A 13,687-nucleotide genomic window follows, 5' to 3' on the forward strand; every position below is an offset into this window, starting at 1 on the left:
CTCCATGGCTCACTTTTTGCGGGTGTGGCGGAATTGGCAGACGCACCAGACTTAGGATCTGGCGCCTCACGGCGTGGGGGTTCAAGTCCCTCCACCCGCACCATGATAAAGAATAAGGAGCCAATGCGGAAGTAGTTCAGTGGTAGAACACCACCTTGCCAAGGTGGGGGTCGCGGGTTCGAGTCCCGTCTTCCGCTCCAGCCACGCCGGGGTGGCGGAATTGGCAGACGCACAGGACTTAAAATCCTGCGGTAGGTGACTACCGTGCCGGTTCGAGTCCGGCCCTCGGCATCTGCGCTCGTAGCTCAATTGGATAGAGCATCTGACTACGGATCAGAAGGTTAGGGGTTCGAATCCTCTCGAGCGCGCCATACGGGAAGTAGCTCAGCTTGGTAGAGCACATGGTTTGGGACCATGGGGTCGCAGGTTCGAATCCTGTCTTCCCGACCATTTGGAACGAAGGGGCCTTAGCTCAGCTGGGAGAGCGCCTGCTTTGCACGCAGGAGGTCATCGGTTCGATCCCGATAGGCTCCACCATGATTTAACGTATGGCGGTGTAGCTCAGCTGGCTAGAGCGTACGGTTCATACCCGTGAGGTCGGGGGTTCGATCCCCTCCACCGCCATATTATGAATTTTGGACCTTTAGCTCAGCTGGTTAGAGCAGACGGCTCATAACCGTCCGGTCGTAGGTTCGAGTCCTACAAGGTCCACCATTTTGAAATTGTTTGGAGGAGTACCCAAGTCTGGCTGAAGGGGTCGGTCTTGAAAACCGAGAGGCGTCGAGAGGCGCGCGGGGGTTCGAATCCCTCCTCCTCCGCCATCAATATTAATAAGCTAATGATCATCGCGGGGTGGAGCAGCCAGGTAGCTCGTCGGGCTCATAACCCGAAGGTCGCAGGTTCAAATCCTGCCCCCGCAACCAAACAAAATGGTCCCGTAGTGTAGTGGTTAACATGCCTGCCTGTCACGCAGGAGATCGCGGGTTCGAGTCCCGTCGGGACCGCCATAAATGCGTATGGCTCGGTAGCTCAGTCGGTAGAGCAAAGGACTGAAAATCCTTGTGTCGGCGGTTCGATTCCGTCCCGAGCCACCATTTTTGTGTGAATGTTTGTAAATAAAGCGAATGAGTTGCTGAGAAAAGTGCTGTCTTTGGTGAATAATTTAGAAGAATAGCGCAAAAAAGCTTATGTCATGGCTGATTTTTCATAGAAATAAGCCGGCCTACCTCAATTGGTAGAGACGAGCGAAGCATCGGTGAAACGACTGCGAGTTGCCTCGACGCATTGGACATCTTGAAATATCTTGAAGAGGAAGAGGTACAGAACACATGTGCTTTTATGGTTAGTTCTATGGATGAAGCCGACTTAGCTCAATTGGTAGAGCAACTGAATCGTAATCAGTAGGTTGCGGGTTCAAGTCCTGCAGTCGGCATTTTAACTTTTTTGAGTAATGGAGGGGTAGCGAAGTGGCCAAACGCGGCGGACTGTAAATCCGCTCCCTGTGGGTTCGGCGGTTCGAATCCGTCCCCCTCCACCAGTTAGGGGCATAGTTTAATGGTAGAACAGAGGTCTCCAAAACCTCCGGTGTGGGTTCGATTCCTACTGCCCCTGCCATTTTCCAGCATGGCGGCTATGGCGAAGTGGTTAACGCACCAGATTGTGGCTCTGGCATTCGTGGGTTCGATTCCCACTAGTCGCCCCTTTTGAATATGAAGAGGATTGGGGTATAGCCAAGCGGTAAGGCAACGGACTTTGACTCCGTGATGCGTTGGTTCGAATCCAGCTACCCCAGCCAAATGCGGAAGTAGTTCAGTGGTAGAACACCACCTTGCCAAGGTGGGGGTCGCGGGTTCGAGTCCCGTCTTCCGCTTTGATGGCGGCATAGCCAAGTGGTAAGGCAGAGGTCTGCAAAACCTTTACCCCCGGTTCGAATCCGGGTGCCGCCTTTATCAAATGTAATGAATATAATTGTTGCTGTTTAATTAGTTGACTAATAGTTTGTTTTGTGGTATAATATATCATGTTCTGATGTTTGTGATTTGCCGATGTGGCGGAATTGGCAGACGCGCACGACTCAAAATCGTGTTCCCGTGAGGGAGTGTGGGTTCGACTCCCACCATCGGCACCATTTATTTTAACAGGGATGACCTGTTTTTTATTTTAAATTTGCTTCGACAAAATTTTACTTTTTTTGCTTCGAAAAATTACAATTTTGTTTAGCTGTGGTTGCTATTATAGTATATGCACGGGTGTAGTTTAATGGTAAAACCTCTCAGCCACGAGCGATACATCATTGTATAGACGACGAGTTGCCTCGACGCACAAAGCATCTTAGAATGAACTGGTAGAGGAAGAGGCATGGCATATCGGGACACTAGAAATTTGTAATGAAAAATTTGATAATTATGCGGGTGTAGTTTAGTGGTAAAACCTCAGCCTTCCAAGCTGATGTCGTGGGTTCGATTCCCATCACCCGCTCCATTTATACATACATAGGGGACAACGCAGTGTTTCGTTTCTTAGGAGAACGGGGCATTGCGTTTTTTGTTTTTACATGCACGTTTATTGTATGATTTTCATTGTCGATTCTCCTCCATGAATCTGTGTGAACATGCTTTGAATGGAGCTAATCATTTTTGCACACTCGGTTTGCTCCATTGCTGGAGATAAGTATACGATTTGTATGGCTTGTTTGGTACTGTATGTAACGGCCGTGCGTTCAGAATCTACAATAGGGCTTCCAAATGGACCAAGCTCATCTTTGGCAATCAGTTTTTTAGCTAATTGAACATGGCGGCCATTGATCGCCTGATATTGATCTTCCTCTGTACCGACTTCAATCGAAATATCTCCCTTTATTTGGTCGGCGTCATAAATTCCGATCGGTATTTTATAATAAAGGGAAAAGAAGTTATTGATGTCGGCAGCTGAGTGAATGGAAGGAATAAATTGCTGTTTTTGTATACGCCGATATAAGCTTTCTGAAGAAGGACGATATCGACTTGGATCAGTTCCAATGGCTTTAAAAATTTGCCGCCATTCATTGATTTCTTTCATTTCAATAATAGGCTTCTCGTGCCATTCAAAATAAATGGATTCTTGAAAAAGCTGCAATCTTCCCTTCAACATTTGCGGAGAATCGTCTACTACGATATTGTTGTAAGTGATGACTCCTACTTTGAAGGTTGGAATGATATGCTTGAGTGTTTGTGATATATTGATGTTCATATGTTCACCTCTAGTTTTTAATTTCATTTTACCATGAATTTAATATTTTAGCGAAAGGAGGGATTAGCATGGATGTGAAAAAATTGAAAGAAGATATTATTCAATACAGCCAAACCATCGGAATTGATAAAATTGGCTTTGCAAGTGCTGATCCGTTTGTGGAACTAAAGGAACGCCTTCGTCTTCAGCAACAGCTTGGATATCAATCAGGATTTGAGGAGCCGGATATTGAAAAAAGAACCGATCCCGCTCTGCTGTTGGATGAAGCGAAATCCATTATTTCTATCGCGCTTGCTTATCCTTCAAAAATGAAAAATGCGCCTCGAAGCACAAAAGAGGAAAAACGCGGAATTTTTTGCAGGGCGTCGTGGGGAACGGATTATCATATTATTTTGCAAGAGCGTCTGTTAAAGCTAAAGGAGTTTATTTTAGAAAGAGTGCCAAATGCAAAGGTTAAATCAATGGTAGATACGGGAGAATTAGCGGATCGGGCTGTGGCTGAGAGAGCCGGGATCGGTTGGAGCGGCAAAAACTGTGCGATTATTACTCCAGAGTTTGGATCATATGTGTATTTAGGAGAAATGATCACGAATATACCGTTTCCTCCAGATAATCCTATAGAAAATCGGTGTGGTTCATGTACAAAATGCCTCGATGCTTGCCCGACAGGAGCGCTTGTCCAAGGGGGACAGCTCAACGCTCAACGGTGCATTGCTTTTTTAACGCAGACAAAAGGTTTTATCGCAGATGAATTTCGTGAAAAAATTGGCAACCGTTTATACGGATGTGATACTTGCCAAACAGTGTGCCCAGAAAACAAAGGAAAGGACTTTCATTTTCACGAAGAAATGGAACCGGATCCAGAGGTGGTGAAGCCATTACTTAAGCCACTTCTCCATATGACGAATCGAGAGTTTAGAGAAAAGTTTGGGACTCTTTCGGGTGCATGGAGGGGGAAAAAGCCGATTCAAAGAAATGCTATTTTGGCATTAGCTCATTTTCAAGATCGGACAGCCATTCCTGATTTGTTAAAATTGCTAAAGGAAGATAGTCGGCCAGTCATCCGGGGAACAGCAGCTTGGGCATTAGGGAAAATTGGTGATGAAAATGTTGTGCCCATTTTAGAAGAGGCCTTACAAATTGAAAAAGATGAAGAAGTATTGCGAGAAATAAAAAAAGGATTGCAGTTGTTGATGAATAGAAGGAAAAATGGAAAAAATCAGCCGACCATCACATAATGTAAAATAAAAAAGAAAAAGTGGTGGGCAATGTGAAAAAAGAGTTAGAAGAGCTGCTGAGAAAACGGGCACAATCCTTTGTTTCATTATCGAGATGCAAAGACGATCCAATGATTGAAAGAAAACTGCAATTATTCCAGAAACGGGATGCGGAAATCGTAAAATGTAGCATAAAGGGAACGGTTTGGCGAAAACAGAAGCTCAGGGAGAAGATCGATCTTGATTATATCGTGCATTATCAATTTTTAGTAAAGCAACGTGAATGGATGTATATAGAGGAAATGACAGAGCCAAGGCGCGCTTGTTTTGAGCAAAAACAATTAGTGGAAGATCATAAGCTGACGATTTTAGATAGAATAGAGCCTGAACATACAGTTGAACGAATGGCAAAAGGAGAAAAAAAGGCTTATGTATATGATCGAATCAAGGCTGTTCAATATGCAGAAACATGGTGGAACAGCTATAATCCCCGTTTCCCTAAATTTTCCGTTGATTGTACAAATTTTGTTTCTCAATGCTTGTACGCGGGAGGAATGCCGATGGTTGGCTATCCGGAGCGCGGCAAGGGATGGTGGATGCAAAATAACAATTGGAGCTATAGCTGGACCGTCGCTCATGCCTTTCGGTGGTATTTGGGAGGAGCGCATACCGGGTGGAACGCAGTAGAGGTTACCTCTCCAGAGCAGTTGTTGCCTGGCGATATTATTTGTTATGATTTTCAAGGAGACGGACGTTTTGACCACTCGACGATTGTAGTCGCGAAAGACCAAAAAGGCATGCCGCTCGTAAATGCTCATACAACGAATAGCCGGATGAGATATTGGTCGTATGAAGATTCGAGTGCCTACACTCCAAGTATTCAGTATAAATTTTTTCATATTGAGGATAAGGGATAGTATAATAAAACGAGAAAGATCAAATCTGAGGTGAGTAAACGTGGCTTTACATGTAGTATTGTATCAACCAGAAATTCCAGCGAATACTGGAAATATTGCACGTACATGCGCAGCAACGGACACAGTATTGCATTTGATCCGGCCGTTAGGATTTTCTACGGATGATAAAATGTTAAAGCGGGCAGGATTGGATTATTGGGAGTATGTCAATATTTTTTACTATGACTCGTTACAAGAGTTATTTGATCAGTATCAAGATGGGGAGTTTTATTTTATTACAAAATTTGGTCAAAAGCATTACGATTCTTTTGATTTTAGCGATCGCGAAAAGGACTATTTCTTTGTATTTGGACGTGAAACAAGCGGTCTTCCAAAAGAATTGATTGAAAACAATATGGATCGTTGCTTGCGCATCCCGATGAACGATAAAGTTCGTTCATTAAACTTATCCAATACGGCTGCCATTCTGGTGTATGAAGCCCTCAGGCAGCAAGGATTTAAAGGCTTATATTAACAAAAAACGACCTTCATGAGGAGGTCGTTTTTTATTACTTAGTTTTTTACACTTGGCTTGTCGTCATATCCAGCTGTAAAAATGGCAGATAAAAAGGCAATGATGACCCCGAGCACGAGTAATGTTCTCATCGTGAATTTCCTCCTTATGTGATAAATAGTCGCTTCTCCTTATTATTATAGCCCATGGGACAAGTATTGTTTAGAGGAACAAGTAAATTTTTGTTTTATAGTGAATGATCAAGGACATCCTCGCATACATTGTAATAATCTCGTTGTTAGTCATCAAGTATTAAGGAGGTTCTTTATGGATATTTTAAAAAAAATCGAAAGATACAGGGAAGATGAGCAACGATTAAAGTGGGAAGGAACCTTCGCCGAATATTTGCAGGTTTTAAAGGAAAAGCCATGGGTTGCCCAGTCCGCTCATTCGCGTGTCTATAATATGATTAAAGATGCCGGGGTGGAGGAAGTAGATGGAAAAAAACGATACAATTTTTTTAGCGGGCAGTTGTTTGGCTTAGAAGAAGCACTTGAGCGCCTAGTAGAAGAATATTTTCACCCTGCCGCGAAACGATTGGATGTTCGGAAGCGTATTTTGTTATTGATGGGACCGGTCGGCGGAGGGAAGTCAACACTTGTTACGATGTTAAAGAGGGGATTGGAAGCTTATTCACTAACAGAACGAGGGGCTGTATACGCCATTAAAGGCTGCCCAATGCATGAGGACCCGCTCCATCTTATCCCCCATCACCTGCGTGATGATTTTTACAAAGAGTATGGAATACGGATTGAAGGAGAGCTTTCGCCACTTAACATGATGAGAGTGGAAAAAGAATATGGCGGTCGAATTGAAGATGTAATGGTCGAAAGAATTTTCTTTTCAGAAAATAAGCGCGTCGGAATTGGTACATTTAGTCCATCCGATCCTAAATCACAAGATATTGCCGATTTAACAGGAAGCATTGATTTTTCAACGATTGCTCAGTATGGTTCAGAGTCTGATCCTCGCGCCTATCGATTTGATGGTGAATTGAACAAAGCGAATCGCGGAATGATGGAATTTCAAGAAATGTTAAAGTGTGATGAAAAATTTTTATGGCATTTGCTTTCACTAACACAAGAAGGAAATTTCAAAGCTGGCAGATTCGCATTAATTAGCGCAGATGAATTAATTGTCGCTCACACAAACGAAACGGAATACCGCTCTTTTATCTCTAACAAAAAGAATGAGGCGCTTCATTCACGGATTATTGTGATGCCGATTCCATATAATTTAAAGGTGTCTGAGGAAGAACGAATTTATGAGAAAATGATTCGGGAAAGCGATGTTGCAGATGTGCATATTGCACCGCACACACTTCGTGTCGCAGCCATGTTTACGATTCTGACGAGATTGAAGGAGCCAAAGCGTCCAGATATTGATTTGCTGAAGAAAATGCGTTTATATGACGGTGAAACCGTAGAAGGGTTTAATGAAGTCGATGTAGAGGAATTGAAGAAGGAATATACCGATGAAGGAATGAGCGGAATTGATCCGCGTTATGTGATTAACCGCATTTCTTCATGCATTATTCGCAAGGAAGTGCCATCCATTAATGCATTAGATGTGCTTCGTTCATTAAAAGAAGGGCTGAACCAACATCCATCTATTTCAAAAGAAGATCGCGAGCGATATTTAAATTTCATTTCCTTGGCGCGAAAAGAGTATGATGAAATTGCAAAGCAAGAGGTGCAAAAAGCATTTGTCTACTCGTACGAAGAATCCGCTAAAACATTAATGGATAATTATCTAGACAATGTAGAAGCGTATTGCAATAAAACAAAATTGCGGGATCCGTTAACAGGAGAAGAAATGAATCCGGATGAAAAACTCATGCGTTCGATCGAAGAACAAATTGGCATTTCGGAAAATGCAAAGAAAGCATTTCGTGAAGAAATTTTAATTCGTATTTCAGCATATGCGCGAAAAGGGCAACGATTTGATTACAACTCCCATGAACGATTGCGGGAAGCGATTCAAAAGAAATTATTCGCTGATTTGAAGGACATCGTAAAAATTACAACATCCACAAAAACGCCGGATGAGCAACAACTTAAAAGAATTAACGAGGTGGTTGCCCGCCTTATCGATGAATATGGATATAATTCAACGTCTGCCAATGATTTGCTCCGTTATGTCGGAAGCTTATTGAATCGCTAGCATGCCTCAGCATCAGGCATGCTTTTTTCATCCATTGGGATTTTAGGCTTGTCTTACGGAGAAATGGGGACTAATTTTCTTAATTATTTGTCAATTATTTTTGGTTTTTGCATAGGATAGAGTAAACAACCGCCATTATTGTATGTTTGTAGACGCCAACACCAGTATATGATGAAAGGGTAAAAAATGTGATTAGGAGGGGAAACAATGAGTGGAAATTTTATTGTATCAAAAGAAGACTGGTCCCTCCATCGGAAAGGACATGATGATCAAAAAAGGCATCAGGAAAAAGTAAAAGAAGCGATAAAAAATAACTTAGCTGACTTAATTACTGAAGAAAGCATCATTATGTCAAATGGTCGCGATGTGATTAAAATTCCAATTCGTTCTTTAGATGAGTATAAAATTCGTTATAACTACGATAAAAATAAACATGTCGGCCAAGGAGATGGGGACAGTCAAGTAGGTGACGTGGTTGCTCGTGATGGTTCTGGAGAAGGACAAAAAGGACCAGGTAAGGGGCAAGGAGCTGGTGATCAAGCAGGAGACGATTACTATGAGGCCGAAGTTTCACTATTAGAGCTGCAAGAGGCTTTATTTAGCCAGTTAGAGCTTCCGGATCTAAAACGAAAGGAAGCAGATCAAAATACTGTTCAACACATTGAGTTTAACGACATTCGCCGAACCGGATTGATGGGAAATATTGATAAAAAACGAACGATGATGTCCGCATTTAAGCGAAATGCGATGAGCGGAAATCCAAGCTTTTATCCAATTTATCCGGAAGATTTAAAATTTAAAACATGGAATGAAGTCGTCAAGCCAGATTCGAAAGCGGTTGTTCTTGCGATGATGGACACGAGTGGCTCTATGGGTCTATGGGAAAAGTATATGGCTCGCAGCTTTTTCTTCTGGATGACACGGTTTTTGCGTACAAAATATGAAACGGTGGAAATTGCTTTTATCGCTCATCATACAGAAGCGAAGGTGGTAACAGAAGAGGAATTTTTCACAAAAGGGGAGAGCGGAGGAACCATTTGTTCATCAGCCTACAGAAAAGCGCTTGAATTGGTGGAAACTAAATATTCACCTTCGCGCTATAACATTTATCCGTTTCATTTCTCAGACGGAGACAATCTCACCTCCGATAACGCCCGATGTGTAAAGCTTGTGAATGAATTAATGAAGGTGTCCAATATGTTTGGATATGGAGAGGTGAACCAGTACAATCGCCATTCGACTCTCATGTCTGCTTATAAAAACATTAAAGATGAGAAATTTCGTTACTATATTCTCAAGCAAAAATCGGATGTGTTTCACGCGATGACCACATTTTTTAGAAAAGAGGAAAATAAAACACTTGTATAGCCCTTGCGTGATGCAGGGGTTTTTTTATCATATCAGAATTTATGATCTTGCCTTTTTTATAAAGAAGTGAGGCGCTGTCTAGCTTCAAGCGCCATCGGCTCGAATCGCTCCTCTCCGTATTGCGGCGGTTCCTTCATTCAGCGACGGCGCAGGACCAAACTTGGCTTGGTTCGAGCTCTCCTCAGTGGGGCTTGTACGATCTTCGCCAGTAGGTGGATGTTTTGCCCTTTTCTTACGAAGCAGGACATCGAGGTGTTGCTAGCTCCTCTCTCTCGATGATATGATAAACTCATATAGTAATAATTGGAATAGTGAGGATGATCATACATAGATGTTTATTTAAGAAGATGGCGTGGCTTGAATTCGCAGCAGAAGCCAGACCTGTAAAGATTGATCAATATGGGGAATGAAACGACAAAAGGATAAATGCAGAGAAGAAAGAGAGGGAATGGATCATGTCAAATTGGAAAGAAGAGATCGTATCATGGGGAAAGGCGGTTGGAATTGCCGTTATGATTGCAGTCGTAGTTAGAAATCTAATTTTTGCTCCTTATATTGTGAAAGGGGAGTCCATGCTGCCGACTCTGCAAAATGATAATCGCCTGATCGTGAGCAAGTTCAGCAAATGGGAGGGATACAAGCACTTTGATATCATTGTATTCAATGCTCCTGATTCAAAAGAAAAGTATATCAAAAGAATTATCGGCTTACCCGGAGATACCGTTGAAATGAAGCATGATACTTTATACATTAATGGTAAAGCCTATAATGAACCATATTTAAAAACATGGAAGGAGAAAAATGAGACGGAAGGCCTTGTGACAGGAGATTTTACTTTGCAGGAAATTACAAATAAAAAAGTCATTCCAAAAGGGTACGTTTTTGTGTTAGGGGATAACCGTTTAGTCAGCAAGGATAGCCGTTATTTTGGACTTGTGCCAATGAAGGATATTGTAGGTAAGGCTGTATTACGGATATGGCCGGTGGATGAGGCAGGATTAGTGAAATAAAGCAACTGTTTTTATACCTTTTAACATCATCCATCGAGGAGTCTCCCACTTCTTAACGGAGTGGAAGTGGGGCGGTTCATTAAAGATCATTTCTTTTATTTTCAAACTTATATAAATAACCCTCCCATCGTTTTTCGTTTTAAGCATTCGCGGGCGATCGCCACGAATGCTTTTTTGTGTAAATAGGATTCTGTAAGATAAAGCGCTCCTGTCTTATCAGTCTGACATAAAGAATGGGTTAGTGAAACGCTAGGAAAGTGAAAGATCCAAGCTCCTCCCTCAGAAGGAAGCCATTTTATTAAGAAAAAATTAAGAAATGATTTGCATAATAGGACTAGCCAATTTAAATAGTTTCCATAAGGAGGAGTCTGTATTGAAAAAATGGATAGTTATATTCATTGTTGCCATTGTGGTGATTGGCGGAGGTGTTTGGATTTGGTCAATGGGCAAAAAAGATACTGTTGTAGCGCAAACACCTACAGCCTCTGTGCAAAAAGGAAAGTTGGAAGTGAAGGTGAGTGGCAATGGAACGATCCAGCCTGTTACAAGCGAAGATCTCAAAGCAAAAGCCAACAAGGAAGTAGACGAAGTCCTTGTTTCTGAAGGCGAGAAAGTGACAGAAGGGCAAGAGCTGATAACTTTTACAGATGGCAGCGATCCAATTACGGCGCCGGCAGCTGGAACGGTGACATCAGTAGCAGTAGAGCCAGGACAGCGAGTAACAATAGGTCAAGTTGTTGCTCATCTTACTAATTATGATGATTTACAAGTGACGGTACAAATCGATGAATTAGATATTCCGAAAATAAAAGCAGGCCAGACCGCAAGTGTGAAAATCAATGCATTTCCCAATACAACATACAGCGGCAAGGTGACCTCTATTGCAAATGAGGGAACCGTCTCTAATGGTGTTTCAACATTTGATGTGACAGTGCATCTTGATAAACCAACCAATGTGAAGGTTGGCATGACAGCAGAAGCAAGTATTTTAGTAGAAAGCAAGGATAACGTGTTATACGTGCCGATTGAAGCTGTTAATACGATCAATGGACAAAAGTTTGTTGTTGTCACTGACCCATCTTCTTCGGAAAATGGTGAAGCTACTAGACGACAGATCATAAAAACAGGGATCAATAATGAAGATTACGTAGAAATCACTGAAGGATTAGAAGAGGGAGAGATTGTTCAATTGCCGAGAACGGCAGTTACAAGCTCAAATATGAATAACAGAATGGAGTTTGGCGGAATGATGAACCGGATGCCGCGAATGAATGGGGCAGGCGGTATGGGTGGCAGAAGCTACCGAGGAGGGGAGTAGGCAAATGGCCAAGTCAATTATTGAAATACAAAATATGACGAAAACATACCGCCTAGGCGGTGAGGTGGTCCAAGCCTTACAAGGAATTTCTTTGCAGATTCACAGTGGCGATTTCCTGGCGATTGTTGGACCCTCTGGTTCAGGAAAGTCGACTTTTATGAATATGATCGGATGCCTGGATCGGCCTGATGCTGGCAGCTATTTTCTTGATGGAAAAGAAATTGCCAGATTGAATGACAATGAACTAGCAGCCATTCGAAATGAGAAAATCGGTTTTATTTTTCAAAATTTTTTCTTATTGCCGCGCCTAACTGCGCTGGAAAATGTCGAACTCCCTCTATTGTATAGAGGAATGAAAATAAAAGAAAGGCAGCAAATAGCGCAAGAATGCCTTAAAAAAGTCGGATTAATAGAACGTGCTCATCATTTGCCAAGCCAACTATCAGGCGGGCAACAGCAGCGTGTGGCAATCGCGCGAGCGCTTGTGGGCAATCCTCCTATTTTGCTGGCAGATGAGCCGACGGGAGCACTTGATAGTAAAACGAGTCAAGAGATTATTAACATTATGAAAGGACTAAATGAACAAGGGCATACGATTATTATCATTACCCATGATTGGGAAGTGGCCAAACAGGCGAAGCGCATCGTACGTATTCAAGATGGTCGTTTATTTGAAAGCAGAGGTGATTTCATTGAGGCTTCTTCAGTCGATTAAAATGGCGATGCGCAGCATTCGCGGCAATAAGCTACGTTCTTTTTTAACAATGCTTGGAATTATTATTGGCGTGTCTTCTGTCATTGTTTTAATTTCGATTGGCCAAGGATCAAGTAAAGCTGTAGCAGAGCAAATTAATCAATTAGGAACCAATTTATTAACGGTCAATGTGATGAATTCAGATATTGTAAAACTGACGGTAGAAGATACCGAAAAATTTCGTAAACTGGACGGGGTAAAGGAGATCGCTCCAGTTGTATCAGGGCGTGTAAGTGTTAAAAATGGCACGACCGCTACGCAAGTATCGTTGATCGGGACGACTGCTTCCTATCAGACTGTGCGAGAGGCTCAAGTTAGCCAAGGGCGCTTTTTGTCAGATATCGATGTAGAATATCGCCAAAAAATAGCTGTTTTAGGAGCTAATACTGCGCAAACGCTGTTTGGAATGGAAAATCCGGTCGGAAAATATATTCAGGTGGATGGAATATCTTTTAAAGTAGTAGGGGTGCTTGCATCCAAAGGAGGTTCCATGGGACAAAGCGGCGATGATGTTATTTTGCTGCCGCTTTCAACGGCACAGCGTATCACGAAGAATACCAATGTACAAACCATGTATATTCAAGCAAAAAGTGCTGAACAATTAAACTGGATAATGGCAGAAATCGAACGAACTTTGATGCGCATGTTCCCAGACCATCAAGATAGCTATAGTGTTTTTAATCAGCAAGATTTAATGGATACAATGAGTTCGGTGACAAATACGATGACCATGATGCTTGGAGGAATTGCAGGTATTTCACTTTTAGTCGGCGGAATCGGGATTATGAATATTATGCTCGTATCCGTTTCAGAACGAACGAAAGAGATTGGAATTCGTAAAGCCATTGGTGCCAAACGAAGAGATATTTTACTGCAATTTTTAATTGAGGCCGCTGTGTTAAGTGCTTTTGGAGGGATAATCGGCATTGGACTTGGTTTAGGAATTGGCCAAATACTCTCTGTGACGCTGAAGTTATCTGTGTCTTATTCTGTGTCTGTCGTGCTCATTGCATTCTTGTTCTCGTTAATTGTCGGTATTGTCTTTGGGGTCTTTCCGGCTAGCAAAGCGGCAAAGCTCGATCCGATTCAAGCACTCCGTTATGATTGATTTTGGAAATGAAGCGATCGCCTTTTGCGACCGCTTCGTTTTGTTGTATAT

The 13,687-nt window shown here is 42.4% G+C and carries 10 protein-coding genes and 21 tRNA genes; 30 read left to right on the forward strand and 1 reads right to left on the reverse strand.

The genetic code is table 11. From position 1 onward, the window contains the following. Positions 1 to 18: 18 nt before the first annotated feature. The 21 genes from B6A27_RS04390 (at position 19) to B6A27_RS04490 (ending at position 2,481) form a co-directional block, all read left to right on the forward strand. Positions 19 to 103: transfer RNA gene (locus B6A27_RS04390), tRNA-Leu, on the forward strand. A 22-nt stretch (positions 104 to 125) separates the two neighbouring features. Beyond that, a tRNA-Gly gene (locus B6A27_RS04395) sits at positions 126 to 200 on the forward strand. A gap of 5 nt (positions 201 to 205) precedes the next feature. Next, positions 206 to 291 (forward strand) — tRNA-Leu (locus B6A27_RS04400). Positions 292 to 294: 3 nt separating this feature from the next. Beyond that, positions 295 to 371, forward strand: a tRNA-Arg gene (locus B6A27_RS04405). 2 nt (positions 372 to 373) lie between these two features. Next, a tRNA-Pro gene (locus B6A27_RS04410) sits at positions 374 to 450 on the forward strand. An 11-nt stretch (positions 451 to 461) separates the two neighbouring features. Further along, a tRNA-Ala gene (locus tag B6A27_RS04415) sits at positions 462 to 537 on the forward strand. A gap of 13 nt (positions 538 to 550) precedes the next feature. Then, a tRNA-Met gene (locus tag B6A27_RS04420) sits at positions 551 to 624 on the forward strand. A gap of 13 nt (positions 625 to 637) precedes the next feature. Next, positions 638 to 714: transfer RNA gene (locus tag B6A27_RS04425), tRNA-Ile, on the forward strand. A 14-nt stretch (positions 715 to 728) separates the two neighbouring features. After that, positions 729 to 821 (forward strand) — tRNA-Ser (locus B6A27_RS04430). 25 nt (positions 822 to 846) lie between these two features. Beyond that, positions 847 to 923 (forward strand) — tRNA-Met (locus B6A27_RS04435). A gap of 8 nt (positions 924 to 931) precedes the next feature. Beyond that, positions 932 to 1,007 (forward strand) — tRNA-Asp (locus B6A27_RS04440). Between the two features lie 11 nt (positions 1,008 to 1,018). Next, positions 1,019 to 1,094: transfer RNA gene (locus B6A27_RS04445), tRNA-Phe, on the forward strand. A 265-nt stretch (positions 1,095 to 1,359) separates the two neighbouring features. Then, a tRNA-Thr gene (locus tag B6A27_RS04450) sits at positions 1,360 to 1,432 on the forward strand. 20 nt (positions 1,433 to 1,452) lie between these two features. Then, positions 1,453 to 1,537, forward strand: a tRNA-Tyr gene (locus B6A27_RS04455). Between the two features lie 3 nt (positions 1,538 to 1,540). Next, a tRNA-Trp gene (locus tag B6A27_RS04460) sits at positions 1,541 to 1,614 on the forward strand. Between the two features lie 12 nt (positions 1,615 to 1,626). Further along, positions 1,627 to 1,699, forward strand: a tRNA-His gene (locus B6A27_RS04465). Positions 1,700 to 1,720: 21 nt separating this feature from the next. Then, positions 1,721 to 1,795 (forward strand) — tRNA-Gln (locus tag B6A27_RS04470). 3 nt (positions 1,796 to 1,798) lie between these two features. Further along, positions 1,799 to 1,870 (forward strand) — tRNA-Gly (locus tag B6A27_RS04475). Between the two features lie 5 nt (positions 1,871 to 1,875). Next, positions 1,876 to 1,946: transfer RNA gene (locus tag B6A27_RS04480), tRNA-Cys, on the forward strand. A 95-nt stretch (positions 1,947 to 2,041) separates the two neighbouring features. After that, a tRNA-Leu gene (locus B6A27_RS04485) sits at positions 2,042 to 2,128 on the forward strand. 279 nt (positions 2,129 to 2,407) lie between these two features. After that, positions 2,408 to 2,481: transfer RNA gene (locus B6A27_RS04490), tRNA-Gly, on the forward strand. An 81-nt stretch (positions 2,482 to 2,562) separates the two neighbouring features. Here the strand turns inward: B6A27_RS04490 and B6A27_RS04495 are convergent. Beyond that, on the reverse strand, positions 2,563 to 3,228 hold the full coding sequence (locus tag B6A27_RS04495) for a B3/B4 domain-containing protein (protein ID WP_066147749.1): 666 nt from the start codon (positions 3,226 to 3,228) through the stop codon (positions 2,563 to 2,565). Between the two features lie 68 nt (positions 3,229 to 3,296). Between B6A27_RS04495 and queG the strand changes: the two genes are divergently transcribed. The 9 genes from queG (at position 3,297) to B6A27_RS04540 (ending at position 13,636) form a co-directional block, all read left to right on the forward strand. Continuing rightward, positions 3,297 to 4,466 carry a tRNA epoxyqueuosine(34) reductase QueG gene (gene queG / locus B6A27_RS04500; protein WP_080860420.1) on the forward strand — a complete coding sequence of 390 codons (1,170 nt, stop codon included), beginning with the start codon at positions 3,297 to 3,299 and terminating at the stop codon, positions 4,464 to 4,466. 32 nt (positions 4,467 to 4,498) lie between these two features. Next, positions 4,499 to 5,362 (forward strand): amidase domain-containing protein, encoded by an 864-nt coding sequence (locus B6A27_RS04505; protein ID WP_044745210.1) that lies wholly within the window; start codon positions 4,499 to 4,501, stop codon positions 5,360 to 5,362. Positions 5,363 to 5,402: 40 nt separating this feature from the next. Next, the gene (gene trmL / locus B6A27_RS04510; protein ID WP_044745211.1) at positions 5,403 to 5,876 is read left to right on the forward strand and encodes a tRNA (uridine(34)/cytosine(34)/5-carboxymethylaminomethyluridine(34)-2'-O)-methyltransferase TrmL; all 474 of its coding nucleotides are present in this window, start codon (positions 5,403 to 5,405) and stop codon (positions 5,874 to 5,876) included. A 306-nt stretch (positions 5,877 to 6,182) separates the two neighbouring features. Beyond that, positions 6,183 to 8,078, forward strand: coding sequence for a PrkA family serine protein kinase (locus B6A27_RS04515; RefSeq protein WP_044745212.1), 1,896 nt, complete (start codon positions 6,183 to 6,185; stop codon positions 8,076 to 8,078). Between the two features lie 207 nt (positions 8,079 to 8,285). Continuing rightward, positions 8,286 to 9,446, forward strand: a complete 1,161-nt coding sequence (gene yhbH, locus B6A27_RS04520; RefSeq protein WP_044745213.1) for a sporulation protein YhbH — start codon at positions 8,286 to 8,288, stop codon at positions 9,444 to 9,446. Between the two features lie 455 nt (positions 9,447 to 9,901). After that, on the forward strand, positions 9,902 to 10,456 hold the full coding sequence (gene lepB / locus B6A27_RS04525) for a signal peptidase I (RefSeq protein WP_080860421.1): 555 nt from the start codon (positions 9,902 to 9,904) through the stop codon (positions 10,454 to 10,456). A 373-nt stretch (positions 10,457 to 10,829) separates the two neighbouring features. Continuing rightward, positions 10,830 to 11,774, forward strand: a complete 945-nt coding sequence (locus B6A27_RS04530) for an efflux RND transporter periplasmic adaptor subunit (RefSeq protein WP_236631789.1) — start codon at positions 10,830 to 10,832, stop codon at positions 11,772 to 11,774. A gap of 4 nt (positions 11,775 to 11,778) precedes the next feature. After that, positions 11,779 to 12,489 (forward strand): ABC transporter ATP-binding protein, encoded by a 711-nt coding sequence (locus B6A27_RS04535; protein ID WP_066147892.1) that lies wholly within the window; start codon positions 11,779 to 11,781, stop codon positions 12,487 to 12,489. Continuing rightward, complete coding sequence (locus B6A27_RS04540) at positions 12,467 to 13,636, forward strand: ABC transporter permease (RefSeq protein ID WP_231734612.1); 1,170 nt, start codon at positions 12,467 to 12,469, stop codon at positions 13,634 to 13,636. The genes B6A27_RS04535 and B6A27_RS04540 overlap by 23 nt, the downstream gene beginning before the upstream one ends. Positions 13,637 to 13,687 lie beyond the last annotated feature (51 nt).

This window comes from Anoxybacillus sp. UARK-01 (assembly GCF_002075365.1).
GTDB lineage: Bacteria > Bacillota > Bacilli > Bacillales > Anoxybacillaceae > Anoxybacteroides > Anoxybacteroides rupiense.

Bases quoted from the DNA above. Each gene is read 5' to 3' on its own strand.
- B6A27_RS04495 (WP_066147749.1), bottom strand. From the start codon at position 3,228: ATGAACATCAATATATCACAAACACTCAAGCATATCATTCCAACCTTC.
- lepB (WP_080860421.1), top strand. From the start codon at position 9,902: ATGTCAAATTGGAAAGAAGAGATCGTATCATGGGGAAAGGCGGTTGGA.
- yhbH (WP_044745213.1), top strand. From the start codon at position 8,286: ATGAGTGGAAATTTTATTGTATCAAAAGAAGACTGGTCCCTCCATCGG.
- B6A27_RS04535 (WP_066147892.1), top strand. From the start codon at position 11,779: ATGGCCAAGTCAATTATTGAAATACAAAATATGACGAAAACATACCGC.
- B6A27_RS04515 (WP_044745212.1), top strand. From the start codon at position 6,183: ATGGATATTTTAAAAAAAATCGAAAGATACAGGGAAGATGAGCAACGA.
- queG (WP_080860420.1), top strand. From the start codon at position 3,297: ATGGATGTGAAAAAATTGAAAGAAGATATTATTCAATACAGCCAAACC.